This is a genomic window from Arthrobacter sp. UYCu512, assembly GCF_040547075.1.
Taxonomy (GTDB): domain Bacteria; phylum Actinomycetota; class Actinomycetes; order Actinomycetales; family Micrococcaceae; genus Arthrobacter.
Genome location: NZ_JBEPPA010000004.1, coordinates 163,563 through 185,649, shown reverse-complemented (window position 1 = coordinate 185,649; position 22,087 = coordinate 163,563). Strand labels below are relative to the sequence as shown.

Sequence of the window (22,087 nt, the reverse complement as noted above, 5' to 3'; positions counted from 1 at the left end):
CACATGCCACGCAGCCTGAAAAAAGGTCCTTTCGTTGACCAGCACCTCTTTGTAAAGGTAGCCAGGGAAAACGAAAAGGGCACCAAAAACGTCATCAAGACCTGGTCCCGCCGTTCGATGATCGTCCCCGACATGCTCGGTCACACGATCGCCGTACATGACGGACGCAAGCACATCCCCGTGTTTGTCACTGAGTCGATGGTCGGGCACAAGCTCGGCGAATTCGCTCCCACGCGGACATTCCGCGGCCATGTCAAGGACGACCGTAAGGGCAAGCGCCGCTAGGCGCCTGCACTTACGTCAAAGACGAGAGAAGGAAAGCAATGGAAGCCAAGGCAATTGCGCGTCACATCCGCGTAACGCCTATGAAGGCCCGGCGCGTCGTCAACCTTGTTCGTGGTAAGCAAGCGAATGAGGCTCTGGCAATTCTGAAGTTTGCCCCGCAGGCAGCTTCGGAGCCGGTATTCAAGGTAGTTCAGTCGGCAATCTCCAACGCCCGGGTCCTCGCGGACCGCGACGGCGTGGCGTTTGACGAGGGTGACCTCATCATCAGCGAAATGTATGTTGATGAAGGCCCGACCATGAAGCGGTTTCAGCCGCGAGCCCAGGGTCGTGCATTTCAGATTAAGAAGCGCACGAGCCACATCACCGTGGTAGTCGCTACCCCGGAGAAAGAGGAGGCTCGCTAAGTGGGACAGAAAGTTAACCCGCACGGGTTCCGACTCGGCATCACCACCGATCACGTATCGCACTGGTTTGCTGACAGCACCAAGCCCGGCCAGCGGTACAAGGACTTCGTTCGCGAAGACATCCGGATCCGCCAGCTTATGTCCACGGGCATGGAGCGCGCCGGTATCGCCAAGGTTGAAATCGAGCGCACCCGCGACCGTGTCCGTGTGGATATCCACACTGCACGTCCGGGCATCGTTATCGGCCGCCGCGGTGCAGAAGCAGACCGCATCCGCGGCGAGCTCGAAAAGCTCACCGGCAAGCAGGTTCAGCTGAACATCCTCGAGGTCAAGAACCCCGAGATGGAAGCCCAGCTTGTTGCCCAGGGCGTTGCTGAGCAGCTGACTTCCCGCGTGGCTTTCCGCCGTGCGATGAAGAAGGCCATGCAGTCCGCACAGCGTGCCGGTGCCAAGGGCATCCGGATCGCTTGCTCCGGTCGACTGGGCGGCGCAGAAATGTCCCGCTCGGAGTTCTACCGCGAAGGCCGTGTGCCCCTGCACACCCTCCGCGCGAACATCGACTACGGCTTCTACGAGGCCAAGACCACCTTCGGCCGTATCGGCGTGAAGGTCTGGATCTACAAGGGTGACGTCACCGCCAAGGAACTGGCTCAGCAGGCTGCTGCTGCTCCGTCCCGCGGCCGTGGTGCCAGCGATCGTCCGGGCCGCCCGGGCGGCGCTGACCGTGGTGACCGCCGTCGTCGTAACGATCGCCCGGCTGAGGCTGCACCCGCTGCTGCCGAAGCTCCGGCTGTTGAAGCCGGAGCCGCAGGCACGGCGCAGTCAGTAGAAGGAGGACAGGCTTAAATGCTTATCCCACGTCGAGTCAAGCACCGTAAGCAGCACCACCCGGGTCGTTCCGGCGCTGCAACGGGCGGCACGAAGGTCTCTTTCGGTGAGTGGGGTATCCAGGCTCTGAGCCCGGCATACGTCACCAACCGTCAGATCGAGTCTGCCCGTATCGCGATGACCCGCCACATCAAGCGTGGCGGCAAGGTCTGGATCAACATCTACCCGGACCGTCCGCTGACGAAGAAGCCGGCCGAAACCCGCATGGGTTCCGGTAAGGGTTCTCCGGAATGGTGGGTCTCAAACGTCAAGCCGGGCCGGGTTCTCTTTGAGATCTCCGGGGTCGATGAAGAAACGGCCCGCGAGGCACTGCGCCTGGCGATCCACAAACTCCCGTTGAAGGCACGCATTCTGCGTCGCGAAGGTGGTGAATAGAAATGTCAGTAGGATCCAAGGAACTTGCATCCGCACAGCTGGACGGTTTCGACAACGAGCGACTCGTTGAGGAACTCCGTAAGGCCAAGGAAGAGCTGTTCAACCTGCGTTTCCAGTCCGCCACCGGTCAGCTGGAGAACCACGGTCGGCTGCGCGCGGTAAAGAAGGACATCGCCCGCATCTACACCGTTCTCCGTGAGCGCGAGCTGGGCATTCGTGCCGAGGTTGCCGCACCGGTTGTGGAAGCCAAGGAAGAAAAGAAGTCCAAGAAAGCTGCAACCAAGAAGGCCGACAAGGCTGAAACGGTTGAGACTGAGGAGGACACCAAGTGAGTGAAAAGGACGAGAACGTGACGGAAACTGTTTCCGGCGCAGCTACGGCTGACGAGCGCGGTGACCGTAAGACGAAGCGCGGCTACGTGGTCTCGGACAAGATGGAAAAGACCATTGTTGTCCAGGTCGAGGACCGTGTGAAGCACGCCCTCTATGGCAAGGTCCTTCGCCGCAACACGAAGATCAAGGCTCACGACGAAGAGAACAGCGCCGGCATCGGCGACCTCGTTCTCCTCGCCGAGACCCGCCCGCTCTCCGCTACCAAGCGGTGGCGTCTGGTGGAGATCCTCGAGAAGGCCAAGTAGCACCTGCAGCCTCGCTGTGAGTCGAGAAACCCCCGTTCCCTTCTGGGCGCGGGGGTTTCTCCGTTTCCCGCCAGCGTCGCTGCCGTGATATGGGGATACGCCTGAAACGTGCTAAGATTTTGAGTTTGTATGGCGCCCTCTGTGCGCTGTCATCAAACTCGTAAACAAGCGTGCCACGGCATAGTGCCCCCTGCTGCCCCGACCCGTCGGGATTCATTAGGGAAGCAAATGTTTTTGGCACGGGAGTTTAGGCCTGGTCTGGCAAAATCCAGGCAGGTCAAGAGACACCCCGATCAACCGTTCCGCAAGGCTCATTCCGTAGGAAGACTTTCGGTCTGAGAACCCGCGCGACGCAAGGAGTAAATAGTGATTCAGCAGGAGTCGCGACTCAAGGTCGCCGACAACACGGGTGCTAAGGAAATCCTTACCATTCGCGTTCTCGGTGGATCTGGCCGTCGCTACGCAGGCATTGGCGACGTAATCGTCGCTACCGTCAAGGACGCAATTCCGGGCGGCAACGTAAAAAAGGGCGACGTCGTCAAGGCTGTCATCGTCCGTACCAAGAAGGAACGCCGCCGTGCGGATGGTTCCTATATCAAGTTTGACGAGAACGCAGCTGTGATCCTGAAGGCTGACGGTGACCCCCGCGGTACCCGCATCTTCGGACCGGTTGGTCGTGAACTTCGCGATAAGAAGTTCATGAAGATCGTTTCTCTGGCTCCGGAGGTGCTTTAGTCCATGGCTAAGATCAAAAAGGGCGACCTGGTTCAGGTCATCACCGGTGCCAAGGCTGAGCGCGGCGGTGACAAGGGCAAGCAGGGCAAGGTTCTGCGCGTATACCCCGAGTCCAACCGCGTGTTGGTCGAAGGTATCAACCGCGTAACCAAGCACACCAAGGTCGGTCAGTCGCAGCGCGGCACCAAGACCGGTGGCATCGAAGTCGTCGAGGCTACGATCCACATCTCCAACGTGGCACTGGTTGACCCGTCCACCAAAAAGCCCACCCGCGTCGGTTTCCGCACCGAGACCGTTGAGCGCGATGGCGTGAAGCGCGAAGTGCGTGTCCGCGTGGCCAAGAGCTCAGGGAAGGACATCTAATGACTGAGACTCTCGAGACTCCGGCAAGCAAGATCGTTCCTCGTCTGAAGACCAAGTACGCGGATTCCATCAAGAGCACGCTCGTTGAGGAATTCAAGTACGAGAACGTCAACCAGGTTCCCCGTCTGGTGAAGGTCGTTGTGAACATGGGTGTTGGAGATGCCGCCAAGGACTCCAAGCTGATCGACGGCGCTGTCCGCGATCTGACCCTGATCACCGGCCAGAAGCCGCAGGTAACCAAAGCCCGCAAGTCGATCGCACAGTTCAAGCTGCGCGAAGGCATGCCGATCGGTGCACACGCAACTCTGCGTGGGGACCGTATGTGGGAATTCCTGGACCGTCTGGTCACGCTGGCTCTGCCGCGTATCCGCGACTTCCGGGGCCTCAGCGGCAAGCAGTTCGACGGCAACGGCAACTACACCTTCGGTCTGACCGAGCAGGTTATGTTCCACGAGATCGACCAGGATTCCATCGACCGCGTTCGCGGCATGGACATCACCGTCGTAACCACTGCCAAGACCGACAACGAAGGCCGCTCGCTGCTCAAGGCGCTTGGCTTCCCGTTCAAGACCGAAGATTAATCTAGCTACGTAAAAGGTCCGTCCGTGCTGGTTCCGAACTTGTTCGGCTGCCCAGCACGGTGGAAACCGTTATGAGGAAGGGCAAGAGCCCACCATGACAATGACAGATCCCGTCGCAGACATGCTTACGCGTCTGCGCAACGCAAACTCGGCATACCACGAATCTGTGTCTATGCCGTACAGCAAGCTCAAGGCACGCGTTGCCGACATCCTGAAGGCCGAGGGTTACATCGCCTCCTGGAAAGAAGAAGACGCGGAGGTTGGCAAGAAGCTGACCCTCGAGCTCAAGTTCGGTCCGAACCGCGAGCGTTCAATCGCTGGCGTTCGTCGTATTTCCAAGCCGGGACTGCGCGTTTACGCAAAGTCCACCAACCTGCCGCACGTGCTCGGTGGCCTGGGTGTCGCAATCCTGTCCACCTCTTCCGGCCTCTTGACTGACAAGCAGGCCGGCAAGAAGGGCGTGGGCGGCGAAGTCCTCGCTTACGTCTGGTAACGGGAAAGGAAGAGAATAATGTCACGTATTGGACGTCTCCCCATCACCGTTCCTGCCGGCGTTGAGGTCAAGGTTGACGGCTCTGTCGTCAGCGTCAAGGGTTCCAAAGGCGAGCTGAGCCACACTGTGGCCAGCCCGATCGAGGTTTCCCTGGAAGATGGCACCCTGACCGTCGCCCGCCCGAACGATGAGCGCGCCTCACGTTCGCTGCACGGCCTGACCCGCACCCTGATCGCCAACATGATCCAGGGTGTCACCGCAGGCTACGAGAAGAAGCTTGAAATTGTCGGTACCGGTTACCGCGTTCAGGCAAAGGGAACTGACCTGGAGTTCGCTCTGGGCTACAGCCACCCGGTTAACATCACGGCACCGAACGGCATCACCTTTGCAGTAGAGACCCCGACCAAGCTCTCTGTTTCAGGTATCTCCAAGCAGCAGGTCGGCGAGGTTGCTGCCAACATTCGCAAGCTGCGGAAGCCGGACCCCTACAAGGGCAAGGGCATCCGCTACGCAGGCGAAGTCATCCGCCGCAAGGTCGGAAAGGCTGGTAAGTAACCATGGCGATCGCAATTAACAAGAAGCGTACGAACAAGAGCAAGTCTGCCCAGCGCAGCCGTCGCCAGCTTCGTATCCGCAAGCGCATTTCCGGAACGGCTGTACGTCCTCGTCTGGTCGTCAACCGGTCCGCACGCCACGTATTCGTCCAGGTTGTTGATGACAGCAAGGGCCTGACCGTAGCGAGCGCCTCCACTTTGGAAGCCGACCTTCGTGCATTCGACGGTGACAAGACTGCCAAGGCCAAGCGCGTTGGCGAGCTCGTCGCCGAGCGTGCCAAGGCTGCCGGTATCGAAGCAGTTGTCTTCGACCGCGGTGGTAACAAGTACCACGGCCGGATCGCCGCCGTCGCTGACGGCGCACGTGAAGGTGGGCTGGCACTGTGACCGAAAATAACGAAAAGGACATTCAGGTGACTGAAGCTGTAGCTGCTCCGGCAACTGAGACCGCTGCGCCTGCTGCTGCCGCTGACGGCGCCCGTGGTGGCGCTCGTCGCGGCGAGCGTGGCGACCGCGGCCAGGGCCGTGGCGACCGTGGTGGCCGTGGTGGCCGCGATGGTGGCCGTGAAGCCGAAAAGAGCCAGTTCGTAGAGCGCGTCGTAACCATCAACCGTGTTTCCAAGGTCGTCAAGGGTGGTCGTCGCTTCAGCTTCACCGCCCTCGTCGTCGTCGGTGACGGCAACGGTATGGTCGGCGTTGGCTACGGCAAGGCTAAGGAAGTTCCTGCCGCCATCGCGAAGGGCGTCGAAGAAGCCAAGAAGTCCTTCTTCCGCGTCCCCCGCATCGGCAGCACCATCCCGCACCGCGTTCAGGGTGAAGCCGCCGCAGGCGTTGTTATGCTGCGTCCGGCTTCCGCCGGTACCGGTGTGATCGCCGGCGGTCCGGTCCGTGCAGTACTGGAGTGCGTGGGCATCCACGACATCCTCTCCAAGTCGCTCGGATCTTCCAACGCCATCAACATCGTGCACGCGACCGTTGACGCGCTGAAGCGCCTCGAAGAGCCGGCAGCAGTGGCAGCACGCCGCGGCCTCCCGCTCGACGAGATCGCTCCGCCGGCAATGGTGAAGGCGCTTTTGAACCAGAAGGCAGGTGTCTGAGTCTTGGCTAAGAACGTGCTTGTCTCCGACGCACAGTTGGAGATCACTCAGATCAAGTCCGCCATTGGCGGCAAGCAGAACCAGCGCGACACCCTTCGGTCCCTCGGCCTGAAGCGGATCGGACACACCGTTGTCCGCACCGCCGACGCCGTGACCGTCGGAATGCTCAACACGGTTCCGCACCTGGTAAAGGTAGAGGAGGCGAAGTAAATGGCAGAGAAGAACACCGCCGAAAAGGCACAGGGCGCCGCTGCTGAGAAGCAGAACGCACTGAAGGTTCACCACCTGCGTCCCGCCCCGGGTGCCAAGACCGCCAAGACCCGTGTTGGTCGTGGCGAAGGTTCCAAGGGTAAGACCGCTGGTCGCGGTACCAAGGGTACGAAGGCCCGCTACCAGATCAAGGCTGGCTTTGCCGGCGGCCAGTTGCCGCTGCACATGCGCCTGCCGAAACTGCGCGGTTTCAAGAACCCGTTCCGGGTTGAGTTCCAGGTAGTAAACCTGGACAAGCTCAACGAGCTGTTCCCGGAAGGTGGCGCAGTCACCGTGGAGAACCTGGTCGAAAAGGGTGCGGTTCGCAAGAACCAGCCCGTCAAGGTGCTGGGCACCGGTGACATCACCGTCAAGGTTGACGTCACCGTGCACGCATTCTCGGCCAGCGCCGCAGAGAAGATTGCCGCAGCAGGCGGAAGCACCACCGCCCTCTAAGGAGGCGGCGGGGCAGTTGCCCGTTGTGAAAACTCCCGGTAGCCGGGGCTTCGGCCCCGGCTGCCGGGAGTTTTTCTCGTTTCCCGGTCCGGCGATTGTTCGCAGGGCGCGTCCACCCGTTAGACTCGGTTGTTGGGTTTATTTGACCTGCCTCACACGACTTTACTTAATACTCAGGAGGACGCTTGCTTAGCGCATTTGGCCGGGCCTTTCGCACGCCTGATCTGCGACGCAAGTTGTTGTTCACGCTGGGAATCATCACCATCTTCCGCTTGGGTGCCTTTGTCCCCTCGCCCGGTGTGAGCTACCAGAATGTCCAGCAATGCTTGCAGAACGGTCAGACCTCGGGCGGTATCTACCAGCTCGTCAACCTGTTTAGCGGCGGTGCGCTGCTGCAGGTGTCCGTCTTCGCCCTGGGCATCATGCCCTACATCACGGCCAGTATCATCGTCCAGCTGCTCCGGGTGGTTATTCCCCGGTTCCAGATGTTGTACGAAGAAGGTGCCTCCGGCCAATCGAAGCTGACGCAGTACACGCGTTACCTTACGATCGCGCTGGGCCTGTTGAATGCCACGACCCTGGTGTCGTTGGCCCGCTCCGGCCAACTGCTGCCCAACTGCCAGCTGCCGATCATCCCGGACACCGGCATCGTGACCACCATCCTGATCATCATCACGCTCACGGCCGGCACCGGCCTGATCATGTGGATGGGCGAGCTTGTGACCGAAAAGGGTGTTGGCAACGGCATGTCGCTGCTCATCTTCACCTCGATCGTCTCCAGCTTCCCCGGCTCCCTGGGTGCCATCTGGACCTCCAAGGGTCCGGGCACCTTCTTCCTGGTCCTGGTCATCGGATTGCTGACGGTGGCCGCCGTGGTCTTTGTGGAGCAGTCCCAGCGGCGCATCCCGGTGCAGTACGCCAAGCGCATGATCGGCCGCCGCACCGTGGGGGGCACCAGTACCTACATCCCGATCAAGGTGAACATGGCCGGCGTCGTTCCCGTCATCTTCGCTTCGTCGATGCTGTACCTGCCGGGCCTGATCTCGCAGTTCAACCAGCCCAAGCCCGGCGAGCAGCTGGCCCCCTGGGTGGAGTGGATCAACAACAACCTGGTCCGCGGTGACCACCCCGTCTACATGGCGCTCTATTTCGCCATGATTGTGTTCTTCACTTACTTCTATGTTGCGATCACTTTCAACCCTGAAGAAGTATCTGAGAACATGAAGAAGTACGGCGGCTTCATTCCGGGTATCCGTGCCGGCAAGCCGACTGCAGATTACCTGCAGTACGTGCTTGCCAGGATCACGCTTCCCGGTGCCATTTACCTCGCTTTTGTTGCACTTATCCCGCTGGTCGCCCTGGTCCTGATCAACGCCAACCAGAACTTCCCGTTCGGTGGTACGTCGATCCTGATTATGGTCGGCGTCGGGTTGGAGACCGTCAAGCAGATTGACGCGCAGCTACAGCAGCGTCACTACGAAGGGCTTTTGCGATGACGAGAATGTTGATTATCGGACCTCCCGGATCCGGCAAGGGTACGCAGGCGGAACGCATTTCTGAGCGCCTCGGCGTTATTGCGATCTCCACGGGAGATATCTTCCGCGCCAACGTCAAGGGTGAGACGCCGTTGGGCATCGAAGCCAAGAAGTACATGGACGCCGGCGACTTTGTCCCGGACAGCGTGACCAACAAGATGGTTCGCGACCGGCTGCAGGAGGGCGACGTCGGGAACGGCTTCCTCCTCGACGGCTACCCGCGGACCACAGCGCAGGTCGACTACCTCGACGGGATCCTCGCCGAAGGGGACCAGAAGCTCGACGTCGTCCTGCAGCTGACGGCCGACGACGAGGAGCTTGTCACCCGCCTGCTGGGCCGCGCCAGGGAAACCGGACGCTCCGACGACAACGAAGCCGTCATCCGGCACCGCCTCGACCTCTACCACGGCCAGACGGAAGCCGTCGTCGCCAAGTACGCCGAGCGTGGCATCCTGACCCGTGTTGATGGCATTGGCGGCATCGACGAGGTCACCGACCGTGTGATGGAAGCGATCAAAGCGGCCCAGTCGGCCTGACCGGATCATGAACCTTGAGGCCCCTCCCGTGAACCGGGAGGGGCCTCAGCCATTTGGCCATCCGCCCATCGGGGCGGCCGGCCCCACCGAAAGGAAGTTGCGAATGGCATTCGGCCAGCCACGCATCGAATACAAGACCAACGCCCAGATGCGTTCCATGCACCAGGCCGGGCTCGTCCTCAGCCGGGCCCTTGACGCCGCGACAGCGGCGGCCGCCCCGGGGAAGACCACCAAAGACCTTGACGCTGTGTTCGCCGCCGTCCTCAAGGACGCTGGTGCCACATCGAATTTCCTCGGATACCACGGGTTCCCCGCGACCATCTGCACCTCGGTCAACGAGGAAGTAGTGCACGGCATCCCCGGCGGCCGCGTCCTGGCGGACGGGGATATCCTTTCGATCGACGGCGGCGCGATCCTGGACGGGTGGCACTCGGACTCCGCGCGAACCGTTATCGTGGGCACGGCCGATCCTGAGGACCAGAGGCTCTCCGACGTCACCGAGAGCGCAATGTGGCATGGGATTGCCGCCCTCGCGACCGGGAAGTTCGTCGGCGACGTCGGGAACGCCGTCGACGATTACGTTTCCTCCGTGCCCGGCAAGGCCTTGGGCATCCTCGAGGACTATGTGGGCCACGGCATCGGTTCCGAAATGCATATGGCCCCGGACGTACCGAACTTCCGCACCACTCACCGCGGACCGAAGATCCGTCCCGGGCTGTGCCTGGCCATCGAACCCATGCTGGTCCGGGGCAGCATCGAAACCGCTGTCCTGGACGACGACTGGACAGTCGTGACCACCGACGGCAAACGGTCCTGCCAGTGGGAACATTCCGTTGCGGTCCACGAGAAGGGCATCTGGGTTCTGTCCGCGCCGGACGGGGGAGCGGCGAAGCTGGAACCGTTCGGCGTCGTGCCCGTCCCGATTCCCTAAACCCGCTTAACCCAAGTAGCTCGCAGTTGTGGCCGTTATGAGTGCTCAAAACGGCCACAACTGCGAGCCAGTTGGGTGGGAGGGACTTAGCTCTTGAGTTTAGGCTTCACGTCCTTGGTGTAGATCCCTTCCAAGGTGCTTTTGAGTGCCGTCATTGTCGCCTGGACATCGCCCTGCTGGGTGAGGATCGCCGCGGCGGACTTGGCCATTTCCTGGTCGGCGCCGGGCAGGAACACCCGCGCGTTGTCCTGCACGCGCGTCACGGCGAGCTGGTCCATGGCTGTCTTGATCTGCGGGGTGGCAGCGAGAACAGCGGTCATGTCCGCGGACGTCCGGGTGGGCATGTAGCCGGTGGCCGCGGAGAAGTCTGCCGTGTTTTCCGGTTCCGTAATGAACTTCAGGAACATGGCTGCTGCGAGCTGGACCTCCTTGCTGACGCCGCTGGGGATGCCCAATCCCGCACCGCCGGTGGGGCACACAGGGCTCTCGTTCTTGGGTCCGCCCGGGAGGTAGCCGACGCCGACATTAAACTTCGCGGACTTCAGGACCCCCAACAGCGAACCCGTTGAGGAGATCGTTGATGAGGTAATGCCCGCGGCGAAGTCGTCGGCAGCTTCCTTGGAGGAGACGCCTGCCCACTTGTCCTTGAAGATGGAGTCCTGGGCCCACTGCAGCGCGGCGACCGACTCGGCGGAATCGCAGTTGATGGACCATTCATTGGACCAGCTGCCGCCCCAACCCCACAGGTTATTTTGCAATGTCCAGCCGGCGTACCCGGCCAGGGCCGGGTAAATGTAGGCATACTGGGCGCCGGAGCTGGCCTGCAGCTTAGGGGCCCACTCGGCAAATTCCTGCCACGTCTTCGGCGCGCGGTCCGGCAGCCCGGCTGCCTTGAAGTGGTCCTTGTTGTAGTAGAACAGCGGGGTGGAGCGGCCGTAGGGGAGCGCCCACTGCTTGTCCTCGTACTGGTAGTCGGCGACCAGGGACTTTTGGAAATCCCCCACCTTGATGTCCAGCTGCTTGACCAGGCTGTCCAGCGGGATGATGTTGCCGTTGGTGTAGTAGCGGAACCACCAGACATCGGAGAGCACCACAAGGCCCGGAAGGCCTGACTTGGCGGCCTGGGATGTTTGGAACTTCTGTGCGATTTCCTCGTAGTTCGCCCCGGCGGTGACGAGGTTGACTTTGATCTCCGGGAATTTGGCCTGGAACTTGTCGATCATGGCTTTTTCCACGTCCTGGGACTTGCCCGGGTGGTTGCTCCAGAAATCGATCGAAGCTGCCGGCTTGACGCCGTTGAAGTCGATGTCGGCGGCGGTGGTTGCTGCCGCAGTGCCGCCGGTGGACGGGCCGCCGCAGGCAGACAGCGCAGCGGCGCCGGCGCCTGCGCCGGCCAGTCCCAGGAAGTGCCTTCGGCCAAGATTCGATGCCATGGTGGATCCTCTCGATGATGCTGACTCGTTGAACGGTGTAGACGTTGTGGGCAGGGGAACTTTCGAGCGCTGTGTCATCCGGTGACGCTGCCCTGGGTGAGGCCGGCGACGATATAGCGCTGCAGGGCGGCAAAGACCAAGAGGATGGGCACAATGACCAGTACGGCGCCGGCCATCAGGATGCCCCAGCCGGAGCCGTTTCCTTCCGAGTTCTGCAACAGCGTCAGGCCGACGGGCAGTGTCATGGTTTCCGGCCGGTCGGTAATGATAAGGGGCCAGATGTAGTCGTTCCATTCGCTCACCACTGTGACCAGGGCGACGGTGGCTATGGAGGGGCCGGAGACCGGGACAGCGACCTGCCACAGCCGGCGCCAGTGGCCCGCGCCGTCGATCTCGGCAGCCTCCAGGATGGAGCCGGGCAGCGTCATAAAATGCTGGCGCAGCAGGAAGGTGCCGAAGGCGGTGCCGAGTCCGGGCAGGATGATGCCCCACAGCGTGTTTTTTCCGCCCATGCCCGCGATCAGGATGTAGTTGGGCAGGATCGAAACCTGCGGCGGCACCATCAGCGCGACCAGGATAAGAATGAAAATGGCGTTCTTGAAGGGAAAGCGCACAAAAACCAGGGCGTAGGCGGTCAGGATGGCCAGGATCACCTTCACGGTGGCGCCCACGGTAGTCACAATCAGGCTGTTGAGGAAGAACTGGGCAAACGGCACGGTGGTCATCGCAACGCGGTAGTTGTCCAGGTTTACGCTCTCCGGCAGGAGCTTGAGGTCCATGGTGATGATTTCACCGGGTTGCTTGAGGGAACTGAGGACCATCCATAACAGTGGCAGGACCACGACGAGGGTGCCGAGGATGAGGGGGACGTAGCCGCCGGCGATTGTCTGCACCAGGTTGGCGCGGGAAAACGGCCGCTGGCGCGGCACCTCAGCCTCGGTGCCGGAGGCGGCTGCGGCCGGGGGATCGGGATTCACGGGCGAGAGTGTGCTCACGAGTAGTGCACCTTCCGTTCGACGAACCGCACCTGCAGCACGGTGATGATGAGCAGGATGCCAAAGAGGATCACGGAGATTGAGGCGGAGTAGCCGGCCCGGTTGAAGGCACCGAAAGCCTGCAGGTATGCCTCGTAAATCAGGGTGCTGGTGCCGTTGCCCAGCGGGGTCATGATCCGGATCAGGTCGAAGGCCTGCAGGGAGCTGAGCATTGTGGTGATCAGCAGGAAGAAGGTTGTGGGAGAGAGCAGCGGAACCGACATGCTGACGAAGCGGCGGAAACCGTTGGCGCCGTCCAGGGAGGCGGCCTCCATCACATCCTGGGGGAGCGACTGCAACCCGGCGAGGTAGACGACGGCGCAGTAGCCGAGGTTTTTCCAGACATAGACGATGATGACCATCACCAGGGACAGTTGCGGGTCGTTGATCCACTGGGGGCTCTGCTGGCCGAAGCCTCGCAGCAGCCAGGCGAGCACGCCGTAGCCGGGATCAAAGATGAACAGCCAGACCAGCCCAACGCCCACACCGCTGAGCACGTAGGGGGCAAAGACGGCGGACCGGGCGAAGGTGGTTCCGCGGACTTTGGAGTTCAACGCGAGGGCTACCAGCAAACCGAGGACCATGGAGCCGCCAACGGTGATAACGGTAAAGACGGCGGTGGTCCCCAGGACCTTGGCGGCGTCGGCGCTGGTGAAGAAGTTGATGTAGTTGTCGAAGCCGACGACCGTGGCGGAAGCGGAGCCAAGGGTCCAGTCAAGCGTGGAGTAGTAGATGTTATTGATCAGCGGCAGGTAGGTAAACACCGCTATCAGTGCAAGGTTTGGCAGGGCCAGCGCCAGGAAGACCATAAAATCCCGGCGGGTCCGGTTGGACCAGCGTCCCCGGCGCGGGTCCGGTGCGACAGTCCGGGCGATAGCCGGAGGACTCTCGGTCAATTGTCGTGTCATAGGGGTCTCTAACGGATCCGGGCCTGCCGATGGCAGGCAAGTGGGCGGGGGATCAACAACACTTCACCACACAGGTGGTGGGCGGAACCCCGATCAAGCCCCGGTCGGAGCATTGTTTTGGCAGGCTTCCGTGCCCGTTTACCTAATGTTGGTTGCAGTATTACACAAAGTTCGCCCGGGACCGTGTGATGTGCGCCGGTCATGTTCACGGCGGCTGCGCGCACAATGGACCCATGACTGCAATCACTTCGATCACGGACGTGCCGGGAATCCGGGTGGGCCACACGGAAAGGACGGCCGCCGGGTGGCTCAGCGGGGTGACGGTGGTGCTCGCTCCGGCCGGCACTGCGGGCTCCGTCGACGTCCGCGGCGGCGGCCCAGGAACGCATGAAACCGACGCGCTGGACCCCACAACCCTGACCCGCACCGTTGACGCCGTCGTACTCACCGGAGGGAGCGCCTACGGCCTGGCCGCCGCCGGCGGGGCCCAGCGCTGGTGCGAGGAGCACGGCCGCGGGTTAACCGTGCCCGGCGGACTGGTCCCAATCGTGCCGGCGGCGGCAATCTTCGACCTTGGCCGCGGCGGCGACTTTGCTGCCCGCCCGGGACGCCGCCATGGGCTACGCGGCCACAGCGGACGCGGCCGGCCGCACTGAAGGGCACGCCGTCGAACGAGGCAACGTAGGCGCCGGCACCGGCGCCCTCATTGGCCGGGGGACCTATAAGGGCGGCATAGGCACAGCCTCGATCACGCTGGAGAACGGCGTCGTGGTCGGGGCCCTCGCCGTAGTTAACGCCCTGGGCCTGCCCTACGAGGGTTCCGGCGCGATCACTGATCGGCAAGCGAAAGCCACGGCTGCGCCGCCGCTCAACACCACCCTTGCCGTTGTAGCCACCAATGCGGTCCTGGACAAAGCCGAATGCAAACGCACCGCTTCGGCGGCGCATGCCGGCCTGGCGCGGGCACTGTATCCCAGCCACACCCTGGCCGACGGCGACACCGTCTTTTGCCTCGCCACCGGCGCCCTGTCGCTGGACCGCAGCAGCGAGGCGGCTCGGCAGGGGAGCCTGATCAGCCTGCAAAGTGCGGCTGCCGACGTCGTCCGCCTGGCGATCCTGGACGGGATCGCCAGCGCGCGGGCCGTGAGCACTCCGGCGGGCCACTTTGGTGCATACGGACGCTGAGTGCGCTACGATTGCTGGATTTAACATTTCGGCGGCAATGCCGTAGTGTTGTCTGTTGGTTGTCTGCCCTGTTGTGCCCTTTTGTGGCCGGGAGGCATCAGCCAATCAATCAAAAACGTCCGTGGTCATTTCCGGTGCAACCGGAAGGGCTGCGGCAAACAACAGTTAGCGGAGGGTATGGCCAAGAAGGACGGGGTCATTGAGATCGAGGGCGTTGTGACTGAGGCGCTGCCTAACGCGATGTTTCGCGTTGAGCTCACCAACAAGCACGTCGTTCTGGCACACATCTCTGGAAAGATGCGCCAGCACTACATCAGGATTCTCCCTGAGGACCGGGTAGTGGTGGAGCTGAGCCCGTACGACCTGACACGTGGTCGTATCGTCTACCGCTACAAGTAAACACTGGACGGCCAAGGCAACAGCCGAAGGCCGGTCCAGCTGACCACTGCAACACGCAAAGGAACGCCATGAAGGTCAAGCCGAGCGTCAAGCAGATCTGCGAAAAGTGCAAAGTGATCCGCCGTAATGGCCGGGTCATGGTGATCTGCGAGAACCCGCGCCACAAGCAGCGCCAGGGCTAATTTCCCTTTCGGGAAATCCTGGGTTGCTAACCCACGCAAGTAAATAAAAGGCAGCACAAGCTGATCTGGGACGTATGGGCCCGGACAGCTAACCCCCGGTCGGAGGCTGGGGCCGCACGCACCGTGCGGGTGTACTGCCTACGACCTCCGGTTTATTCAAGGAGCACTGCCTCTATGGCTCGTCTCGCTGGCGTAGACATTCCCCGCGAAAAGCGGTTGGAAATTGCGCTTACTTACATCTACGGCGTGGGCAAGACCCGTGCACACGAAACCCTGGCTGCCACCGGCATCAGCGCGGACGTTCGGGTCAAGGACCTGTCCGACGCCGAGCTCGTCCAGCTGCGTGATTACATTGAAGGCAACTACAAGGTTGAAGGTGACCTTCGCCGCGAAGTAGCAGCAGATATCCGCCGCAAGGTGGAAATCGGCAGCTATGAAGGTATTCGCCATCGCAAGGGCCTGCCAGTGCGCGGACAGCGTACAAAGACGAACGCACGTACCCGCAAGGGCCCGAAGCGCACCGTCGCAGGCAAGAAGAAGACGCGCTAAACCGCTCGTCTTCCACCCGATAACTTTCTGTAGGAGAAATAATGCCCCCGAAGACTCGTGGCGCGGTTCGCAAGCCGCGTAAGAAGGACAAAAAGAATATCGCGCTGGGCCAGGCGCACATCAAGAGCACCTTTAACAACACCATCGTTTCCATCACGGATCCGAACGGTGCTGTCATCTCCTGGGCTTCCTCCGGTGAGGTTGGCTTCAAGGGCTCACGTAAGTCCACCCCGTTCGCAGCCCAGATGGCCGCCGAAGCCGCCGCAAAGCGTGCGCAGGAGCACGGTATGCGCAAGGTTGACGTATTCGTCAAGGGCCCGGGTTCGGGTCGCGAAACGGCTATCCGTTCACTGCAGGCCGCTGGCCTTGAGGTTGGATCCATCCAGGATGTAACCCCCAGCGCCCACAACGGTTGCCGTCCGCCGAAGCGCCGCCGCGTCTAAGGCTTTCCAACGCACCGGTGCTTGCCCGGACCTTCGATGGTCCGGGCAAGCCCGGCGGCGTTAAGTCCTCAGACCGATCTTTCCACCACCTGTGTTGCGTCATATAGCGGATGCTCGCCGAAAGGAAACCTAAGTGCTCATTGCACAGCGCCCCACCCTCTCCGAAGAGGTCGTCTCCGACAACCGCTCCCGTTTCATCATTGAACCGTTGGAGCCCGGCTTCGGATACACCCTCGGAAATTCCCTCCGCCGTACCCTGCTCTCCTCCATCCCCGGTGCCTCTGTCACGAGCATCCGGATCGATGGCGTGCTGCACGAGTTCACCACGGTTCCGGGTGTCAAGGAAGATGTCACTGAGATCATCCTTAACATCAAGAACCTCTCGGTCTCCTCCGAGCACGACGAGCCGGTTGTTGCTTACCTGCGCAAGCAGGGCCCGGGAGTCGTCACGGCCGCGGACATCGCTCCGCCGGCCGGCGTCGAATTCCACAACCCGGATCTGCACATTGCCACACTGAACTCGAAGGGCAAGTTCGAACTCGAACTGACCATCGAGCGCGGCCGCGGCTACGTTTCGGCCGCTCAGAACAAGTCCGGCGACTCCGAGATTGGCCGCATCCCGGTCGACTCGATCTACTCGCCGGTGCTGAAGGTTACTTTCCGCGTGGAAGCTACCCGTGTTGAGCAGCGCACTGACTTCGACAAGCTGATTGTCGACGTCGAGACCAAGCAGGCCATCGCCCCGCGCGATGCGGTTGCTTCGGCAGGTACCACCCTGGTGGAACTGTTCGGTCTGGCCCGCGAGCTGAACACCGCAGCTGAAGGTATCGAGATTGGCCCGTCGCCGACGGATGCTGCGCTGGCAGCAGACATGGCCTTGCCGATCGAGGATCTGGACCTCACCGTCCGTTCCTACAACTGCCTCAAGCGTGAGGGCATCCACACCGTGGGTGAACTCGTTGCCCGCTCCGAGGCTGACCTGATGGACATCCGTAACTTCGGTGCGAAGTCCATTGATGAGGTCAAGGCAAAGCTTGTTGAACTGGGCCTGTCCCTCAAGGACTCCCCTCCCGGATTTGACCTCGCAGCACGCGCCGCAGCAATTGAAGAGGACGACGCCGCGTTCAGCGACGACGAGCTCTAACAAACAGATCTTGGCCTGCCGGCTGGATGCACCACGGTGCGCAGCCCAACGGCTTCCATATGAGGAGAAACTATTATGCCTACCCCCGCTAAGGGTCCGCGCCTCGGAGGCGGAGCAAGTCACGAGCGCCTGATGCTCGCGAACCTGTCCGCCGCACTGTTCGAGCACAAGCGGATCACCACCACGGTGACCAAGGCCAAGCGACTGAAGCCGTACGCCGAGCGCCTGGTGACTTTCGCCAAGCGCGGCGACCTGGCTTCCCGCCGCCGTGTACTCGGCTTGATCAGCGACAAGGGCATCGTCCACGAGCTGTTCACCGACATTGCGCAGGCAGTGGAGAACCGCAACGGCGGCTACACCCGCATCACCAAGATCGGCAACCGTAAGGGCGACAACGCTCCCATGGCTGTCATTGAACTGGTTCTCGAGCCGGTTTCCGCGAAGCAGGCAGTCGTAGCCGAGGCTACCTCCGCCGCCAAGCGCGACGCCGACAAGGCGGCCCCGGTTGCTGAGACCGACGCTGCCGAGACAGAAGAGGCTCCGGCCGCCGAGGTCACCGAGACGGAAGCAGTTGCTGCCGAAGAGGCTCCGGCCGCTGAGGAAGCCGCCGCAGAGTCCAAGGACGCGAAGTAATTCGCTGACTTCTTCGCCTAGACTTAAGTCTATGAACGACCAGAAACCCGTTGCCCCCGTCCGAGGGGGCGGCGGGTTTTTGCGTATCCGGCTGGATCTTGCGTACGACGGCGGGCCCTTCAGCGGGTGGGCCGTCCAGCCCGGCCGGCGAACTGTCCAGGGCACGCTCGAGGACGCCATTGCGATGCTGATCCGCCGGCCCGTCAGGGTCACCGTCGCCGGGCGGACCGACGCCGGGGTGCACGCCCGCGGACAGGTCGTGCACGTTGACCTCAGTGCGGCAGAGTGGACGGGCCTGAACCGCGGCGTGGAACTGGACCCCGCAGTGGCCCTGCTCCGCCGCCTCCGCGGCTCCCTAAGCCGTGGTCTCGGCGACCTCACCGGCGCCATTGAGGTCCATAGGGTCGCCATCGCCCCGGAGGGCTTTGACGCCCGGTTCTCAGCGCTCTGGCGCCGCTACAGCTACCGGATTGCTGACGGGCCGGCGCTCTGGGATCCATTGGGGCGGAGCTCCACCCTGTGGCACCCGGAACAGTTGAACGTCGTGTTGCTCAACGAGGGTGCCTCCCAGTTGCTGGGCCTCCAGGATTTCCGTTCGTACTGCAAACCGCGGCAGGGCGCCACCACCATCCGGGAGCTCCAGCGCTTCGAGTTCGCCCGCGGTGCCGACGGGGTACTAGTGGCCACGGTCCAGGCTGATGCGTTTTGCCACAACATGGTCCGGTCGTTGGTTGGATCAGCGCTGTTCGTGGGGGCCGGCATCGAGACGCCGGACTGGCTCTTCGAGCGGCTGGTGGCCCGCCAGCGTGATGCCAAATCCGTTCTGGCCGCCCCGCATCCACTGGTGCTGGAGGAAGTGGCCTACCCTTCGGCAAGCGGGCTGCTGGCTAGGGCCGAGTTGACCCGGGCGCGGCGCCGAGAGCAGCCCGCAGTGGATTAGAAGGCCGGCGGGGCGGCCTCGGCGGGCAGGACCATGGTGAAGGTGCTCCCGCAGCCCGGACGCGTGTTGCAGCTAAGGGAACCGCCGTGGCCCTCAATGATCGCCTTGGTGATGGACAGGCCCAGCCCGGCCCCGGGGATCGGGCCCTCACGAACCGCGGGGCTGCGGAAGAACCGGGTGAAGATCCGTTCGGCGTCGCTGGCGGTCATCCCCATTCCGGCATCCTCCACGTGCAGCAGCACCAGCCCCTCCGCCGTACTGGCGGAGACGTGGACGCTGCCGCCGCCGGGTGAGTACTTAATGGCATTGGAGACGAGGTTGTCCAGGGCCTGGCTGATCCGCAGCGGATCAACATCGGCCCAGAGCGGGTCCGGCAGGTCCATGGTCAGCAAGACCCGGGACGCGTGGGCGTGGGCTTGGGCCGAGCCGAGGCTCGCTTCCACAAGGCTGGTCAGGTCAGTCCGGCGCGGATGGACGTAGACGGTCGCGGTCGCGGACATCAACAGGTCCGAGACAAGGGCCAGCAGGCGCTCGGCGTTGCGTTGGGCCACTTCGACCCGCCGCACGGTGGTGGTGGAGAGCTCCGCGGAATCACCGAGGACCAAGTCCAGGTTGCCGATGATCGAGGTCAACGGGGTGCGGAACTCATGTGAGACGGTGGAGACGATGTCGTCCCTGACGGCGAGGGCCTCCACCAGTCCGGTGACCTCGGTGAACACCACGACGGAGCCGCAGAATCCGCCGTCGTCGTCCCTGAGCGGCCGCGCGCCAGTGGAGACCACGCGGTTGCCGGGGGCTTCGCCAAAGCGCACCAGGTAGTCCGCGAAACACTCGCCGGAGGCCGCCCGCCGCAGCGGCCGTCGTTCCGGGGCGAGGGGTGTCTCAGGGTCCTGCCCGGTGAGCAGCAGCCGTGACTCGTCCGTACCCTTCGCGGCGCCGGCAGGGGTGGCGGATTCCTCCAACGCCGTTTGCCAGCTGTTGGTCAGCAGGCGCCCGCCCGCGGCGTTGACGGCGACGATGCCAACATCGACAGTGTCCAGGATGGTTTTGAGAAGCCGCTCGCGTGCCCTGCTGGCAGCGAGCAAGGCCTGCAGCTGGGACTCCTTGGCTTCGATTCGCCGTTGCTCCTGGTGCACCCGCAGGCGGGCATATCGCAGGGCAACCGACACGGCAAGCGCCGTGCCCGGCAGGAGCAGCAGCACTGCGATCCGGTCCGGCCCGGCGGCGTTGGCCGGGATCCACGGCAGGACGGCCAGAAGCGGCCCGAAGAAGCTGATGGACAGGCAGGCAGCTGTGGGCAAGCCGGAGCTGGAGATCCAGACCACCGGCAGGATGGAAAGCACGCCGACGCTGGACAGGCCCGCGGGGCTGCCGCTGAACCCGATCGCGACGAGATCCAGAAGCGGGATCATCAGCGGGGCGAGCCGTCCGAGACGTTCCCACGGCACCACAACGCATGCCAGCAGGGCCACCGTGTGCAGTGCCACGGCGAAAAGAAACACCGGATCACTGAAGAGCACTTGCCAGCCGGCGGGTGATGCCAGGACGACGGCGACCATGGCCACCGCCAGCGGCAGCTGGCAGGCCAGCGACCGCACCCGAGGCCCCAAGGCACTGAAGTAGCCGTCCACCCTTCGGACCAGTTGCTGTTCACTCACTGAAGCCTTACTCCTTCCTCGCTGCTCCAGTTTTACACCTCCTGTCACACAAGATTGACTCAACACTTAGGAATTGGGCTTCTATTCCTGCGCCGGAACCGTCTTTTCCGCGTCCCCGTGGGTATCCTGACAATGCCGGTGGGGGCCGGTGTGATCAGCATTGCCGGCGCGTCCGCGTCGGAAGATGGAGCAGGACCTGATGTGAGGGGCGCCATGACTGACCTTGGAGTCGCTGTCGTCGTTGAGGACGACGAAGACGTTCGAAACCTGATCGAAGCCGTACTGAGCCAGGCGGGATTCGACGTCCATTTGGCAGCCCGCGGCCGGGAAGGGGTGGACGTCGTCCGTCGCTTGGACGCTGACGTCGTCACCTTGGACGTTGGGCTGCCCGACATCGACGGCTTCGAAGTACTGCGCCGGATCCGCCTGTTCAGTGATGCGTACGTCGTGATGTTGACAGCGCGAACGGACGAGATGGACACACTCACCGCGCTGCACACCGGCGCCGACGATTTTTTGACCAAACCCTTCAGGCCCCGCGAACTCCGTGCCAGGGTGGCGGCGATGATGCGGCGGCCCCGGCAGAACACTATCAGCGCACCACTCGGCACTGCGGTCGCTGCGGGTTTCGCCGCCCCGGCTGTGCCGCAGGATTCCATGCTCCGGCACAACGGTCTGGAACTTAACCCGGACAGCCGGACGGTCACCGTGGACGGCGCGGCCACCAGCCTTACCCGCAGCGAGTTCGATCTACTGCATGCCCTGCTCAAGGGAGCCGGTGCCGTCCGCTCCAAGTCTGACCTGGTCCGCGTGGTCCGGGGCGAGTACTACGCCGCGGACGCGTATATCGGTGAATCCGACGAGCGGGCCGTTGAGGTCCATATCGGGAATCTTCGGCGGAAGCTGCGCGAGGATCCGCTGCAGCCGCGCTGGCTTCAGACGATCCGCGGTGTGGGGTACCGGCTGGCACCCCAGCGCGGCTAGCTTTCCCGGAGGACGAAGCCGGACTGCAGTTCGTCCACGGTGTCGCTGCCGCTCTCGGCAACTTCGGCCAGGAGGGACCGGGCGCGGTCCATGTCGCCGGCTCGGATGGCAGCCTCAAGTTCTGCGGCGAGCCCGGCCAGTTGTACTCCGCCAACCATCTCCGAGGACGTTCTAAGGCTCAGCACAGCCTCCAGGGAGCCGGCCTGGTCCCGGCGCCCCAGCGCCGACGCCAGGCAGCTGTAGCGGCGATCCCACATCTTTGCGTAGTCTCTGGCGAAACCTTTGGCTGCGGAAGGGCTGTCCAGCTGGGTACCGAGATCCTGGAGCGCCGCAGGGTCGACGAGGGGTGGAACTGCTGGATCGGCCGCCTCGCGGACGTTCAGGCTGGCTCCGCTGGCGGTGGCCTCGCCCGAGAGGGCAGTGTTCGCGCCGCCGTCTTCTGGGGGACTTGTAATGCACATGTGCCCAACGTTACT

The 22,087-nt window shown here is 62.8% G+C and carries 31 protein-coding genes and 1 pseudogene; 27 read left to right on the top strand and 5 right to left on the bottom strand.

Translation table 11 applies throughout. The annotated features are described in order from the left end of the window. Positions 1–3 precede the first annotated feature (3 nt). From rpsS to map, 18 genes are all read left to right on the top strand, one after another. Positions 4–285: a 30S ribosomal protein S19 gene (gene rpsS / locus ABIB49_RS06065; RefSeq protein WP_018773666.1), complete on the top strand. Its 282-nt coding sequence runs from the start codon at positions 4–6 to the stop codon at positions 283–285. Between the two features lie 38 nt (positions 286–323). Then, on the top strand, positions 324–689 hold the full coding sequence (gene rplV, locus ABIB49_RS06060; protein ID WP_069949298.1) for a 50S ribosomal protein L22: 366 nt from the start codon (positions 324–326) through the stop codon (positions 687–689). Next, positions 690–1,535, top strand: a complete 846-nt coding sequence (gene rpsC, locus ABIB49_RS06055; protein WP_226774754.1) for a 30S ribosomal protein S3 — start codon at positions 690–692, stop codon at positions 1,533–1,535. Further along, on the top strand, positions 1,536–1,952 hold the full coding sequence (gene rplP, locus ABIB49_RS06050; protein ID WP_024366129.1) for a 50S ribosomal protein L16: 417 nt from the start codon (positions 1,536–1,538) through the stop codon (positions 1,950–1,952). Positions 1,953–1,954: 2 nt separating this feature from the next. After that, entirely contained in the window at positions 1,955–2,284 is a 330-nt protein-coding gene (rpmC, locus tag ABIB49_RS06045; protein ID WP_269461899.1) for a 50S ribosomal protein L29, read from the top strand. Then, positions 2,281–2,589, top strand: a complete 309-nt coding sequence (gene rpsQ / locus ABIB49_RS06040) for a 30S ribosomal protein S17 (protein WP_136321879.1) — start codon at positions 2,281–2,283, stop codon at positions 2,587–2,589. The genes rpmC and rpsQ overlap by 4 nt, the downstream gene beginning before the upstream one ends. A gap of 366 nt (positions 2,590–2,955) precedes the next feature. Then, entirely contained in the window at positions 2,956–3,324 is a 369-nt protein-coding gene (gene rplN, locus ABIB49_RS06035; protein ID WP_024366126.1) for a 50S ribosomal protein L14, read from the top strand. 3 nt (positions 3,325–3,327) lie between these two features. Further along, a complete protein-coding gene (rplX, locus tag ABIB49_RS06030; protein ID WP_226774753.1) occupies positions 3,328–3,687 on the top strand; it encodes a 50S ribosomal protein L24 in 360 nt (119 codons plus the stop codon). Further along, entirely contained in the window at positions 3,687–4,268 is a 582-nt protein-coding gene (gene rplE, locus ABIB49_RS06025; protein ID WP_226774752.1) for a 50S ribosomal protein L5, read from the top strand. The genes rplX and rplE overlap by 1 nt, the downstream gene beginning before the upstream one ends. Positions 4,269–4,362: 94 nt before the next feature. Further along, positions 4,363–4,761: a 30S ribosomal protein S8 gene (rpsH, locus tag ABIB49_RS06020; RefSeq protein ID WP_024366123.1), complete on the top strand. Its 399-nt coding sequence runs from the start codon at positions 4,363–4,365 to the stop codon at positions 4,759–4,761. Positions 4,762–4,779: 18 nt separating this feature from the next. Next, a complete protein-coding gene (rplF, locus tag ABIB49_RS06015; protein ID WP_226774751.1) occupies positions 4,780–5,316 on the top strand; it encodes a 50S ribosomal protein L6 in 537 nt (178 codons plus the stop codon). A 2-nt stretch (positions 5,317–5,318) separates the two neighbouring features. Continuing rightward, positions 5,319–5,702 (top strand): 50S ribosomal protein L18, encoded by a 384-nt coding sequence (gene rplR / locus ABIB49_RS06010; protein ID WP_024366121.1) that lies wholly within the window; start codon positions 5,319–5,321, stop codon positions 5,700–5,702. A gap of 26 nt (positions 5,703–5,728) precedes the next feature. Next, positions 5,729–6,412, top strand: a complete 684-nt coding sequence (gene rpsE / locus ABIB49_RS06005; protein ID WP_226774750.1) for a 30S ribosomal protein S5 — start codon at positions 5,729–5,731, stop codon at positions 6,410–6,412. A 3-nt stretch (positions 6,413–6,415) separates the two neighbouring features. Beyond that, the gene (gene rpmD, locus ABIB49_RS06000; protein WP_160664304.1) at positions 6,416–6,622 is read left to right on the top strand and encodes a 50S ribosomal protein L30; all 207 of its coding nucleotides are present in this window, start codon (positions 6,416–6,418) and stop codon (positions 6,620–6,622) included. Then, entirely contained in the window at positions 6,623–7,117 is a 495-nt protein-coding gene (gene rplO, locus ABIB49_RS05995) for a 50S ribosomal protein L15 (RefSeq protein ID WP_058931722.1), read from the top strand. A 185-nt stretch (positions 7,118–7,302) separates the two neighbouring features. Further along, positions 7,303–8,613 (top strand): preprotein translocase subunit SecY, encoded by a 1,311-nt coding sequence (gene secY / locus ABIB49_RS05990; protein ID WP_253032183.1) that lies wholly within the window; start codon positions 7,303–7,305, stop codon positions 8,611–8,613. A 5-nt stretch (positions 8,614–8,618) separates the two neighbouring features. Further along, positions 8,619–9,188: an adenylate kinase gene (locus tag ABIB49_RS05985; RefSeq protein WP_226774812.1), complete on the top strand. Its 570-nt coding sequence runs from the start codon at positions 8,619–8,621 to the stop codon at positions 9,186–9,188. Positions 9,189–9,291: 103 nt separating this feature from the next. Next, positions 9,292–10,119 carry a type I methionyl aminopeptidase gene (gene map, locus ABIB49_RS05980; RefSeq protein WP_226774747.1) on the top strand — a complete coding sequence of 276 codons (828 nt, stop codon included), beginning with the start codon at positions 9,292–9,294 and terminating at the stop codon, positions 10,117–10,119. Between the two features lie 86 nt (positions 10,120–10,205). Here the strand turns inward: map and ABIB49_RS05975 are convergent, their stop codons facing one another. From ABIB49_RS05975 to ABIB49_RS05965, 3 genes are all read right to left on the bottom strand, one after another. After that, positions 10,206–11,552 carry an ABC transporter substrate-binding protein gene (locus ABIB49_RS05975; protein WP_226774746.1) on the bottom strand — a complete coding sequence of 449 codons (1,347 nt, stop codon included), beginning with the start codon at positions 11,550–11,552 and terminating at the stop codon, positions 10,206–10,208. 74 nt (positions 11,553–11,626) lie between these two features. Continuing rightward, positions 11,627–12,547, bottom strand: a complete 921-nt coding sequence (locus tag ABIB49_RS05970) for a carbohydrate ABC transporter permease (RefSeq protein WP_396021270.1) — start codon at positions 12,545–12,547, stop codon at positions 11,627–11,629. Continuing rightward, positions 12,544–13,494, bottom strand: a complete 951-nt coding sequence (locus tag ABIB49_RS05965; RefSeq protein ID WP_226774745.1) for a carbohydrate ABC transporter permease — start codon at positions 13,492–13,494, stop codon at positions 12,544–12,546. Before ABIB49_RS05965 ends, ABIB49_RS05970 begins: the two co-directional genes overlap by 4 nt. A 233-nt stretch (positions 13,495–13,727) precedes the next feature. Here ABIB49_RS05965 and ABIB49_RS05960 point away from each other — a divergent pair. The 8 genes and pseudogenes from ABIB49_RS05960 (at position 13,728) to ABIB49_RS05925 (ending at position 18,969) form a co-directional block, all read left to right on the top strand. Next, positions 13,728–14,679, top strand: a pseudogene (locus ABIB49_RS05960) (P1 family peptidase). 177 nt (positions 14,680–14,856) lie between these two features. Then, positions 14,857–15,078, top strand: a complete 222-nt coding sequence (infA, locus tag ABIB49_RS05955) for a translation initiation factor IF-1 (RefSeq protein WP_011775571.1) — start codon at positions 14,857–14,859, stop codon at positions 15,076–15,078. A gap of 68 nt (positions 15,079–15,146) precedes the next feature. Next, on the top strand, positions 15,147–15,260 hold the full coding sequence (gene rpmJ / locus ABIB49_RS05950; protein WP_009358722.1) for a 50S ribosomal protein L36: 114 nt from the start codon (positions 15,147–15,149) through the stop codon (positions 15,258–15,260). Positions 15,261–15,434: 174 nt separating this feature from the next. Continuing rightward, positions 15,435–15,809, top strand: a complete 375-nt coding sequence (rpsM, locus tag ABIB49_RS05945) for a 30S ribosomal protein S13 (protein ID WP_024366110.1) — start codon at positions 15,435–15,437, stop codon at positions 15,807–15,809. A gap of 41 nt (positions 15,810–15,850) precedes the next feature. Beyond that, positions 15,851–16,252: a 30S ribosomal protein S11 gene (gene rpsK, locus ABIB49_RS05940; protein WP_018773682.1), complete on the top strand. Its 402-nt coding sequence runs from the start codon at positions 15,851–15,853 to the stop codon at positions 16,250–16,252. A gap of 133 nt (positions 16,253–16,385) precedes the next feature. Next, a complete protein-coding gene (locus ABIB49_RS05935; RefSeq protein ID WP_024366109.1) occupies positions 16,386–17,396 on the top strand; it encodes a DNA-directed RNA polymerase subunit alpha in 1,011 nt (336 codons plus the stop codon). 75 nt (positions 17,397–17,471) lie between these two features. Next, positions 17,472–18,029, top strand: a complete 558-nt coding sequence (rplQ, locus tag ABIB49_RS05930; RefSeq protein WP_253032186.1) for a 50S ribosomal protein L17 — start codon at positions 17,472–17,474, stop codon at positions 18,027–18,029. Between the two features lie 31 nt (positions 18,030–18,060). After that, positions 18,061–18,969: a tRNA pseudouridine synthase A gene (locus tag ABIB49_RS05925; RefSeq protein WP_282359743.1), complete on the top strand. Its 909-nt coding sequence runs from the start codon at positions 18,061–18,063 to the stop codon at positions 18,967–18,969. On the opposite strand, the gene ABIB49_RS05920 is transcribed toward ABIB49_RS05925, so the two are convergent. After that, positions 18,966–20,627, bottom strand: coding sequence for a sensor histidine kinase (locus tag ABIB49_RS05920; protein ID WP_282359742.1), 1,662 nt, complete (start codon positions 20,625–20,627; stop codon positions 18,966–18,968). The genes ABIB49_RS05925 and ABIB49_RS05920 overlap by 4 nt on opposite strands. 213 nt (positions 20,628–20,840) lie before the next feature. Here ABIB49_RS05920 and ABIB49_RS05915 point away from each other — a divergent pair, with 213 nt between their 5' ends. Next, entirely contained in the window at positions 20,841–21,611 is a 771-nt protein-coding gene (locus tag ABIB49_RS05915) for a response regulator transcription factor (protein ID WP_282359741.1), read from the top strand. Here the strand turns inward: ABIB49_RS05915 and ABIB49_RS05910 are convergent. Then, positions 21,608–22,072 (bottom strand): Hpt domain-containing protein, encoded by a 465-nt coding sequence (locus tag ABIB49_RS05910; RefSeq protein WP_282359740.1) that lies wholly within the window; start codon positions 22,070–22,072, stop codon positions 21,608–21,610. The genes ABIB49_RS05915 and ABIB49_RS05910 overlap by 4 nt on opposite strands. Between the last annotated feature and the right edge of the window lie 15 nt (positions 22,073–22,087).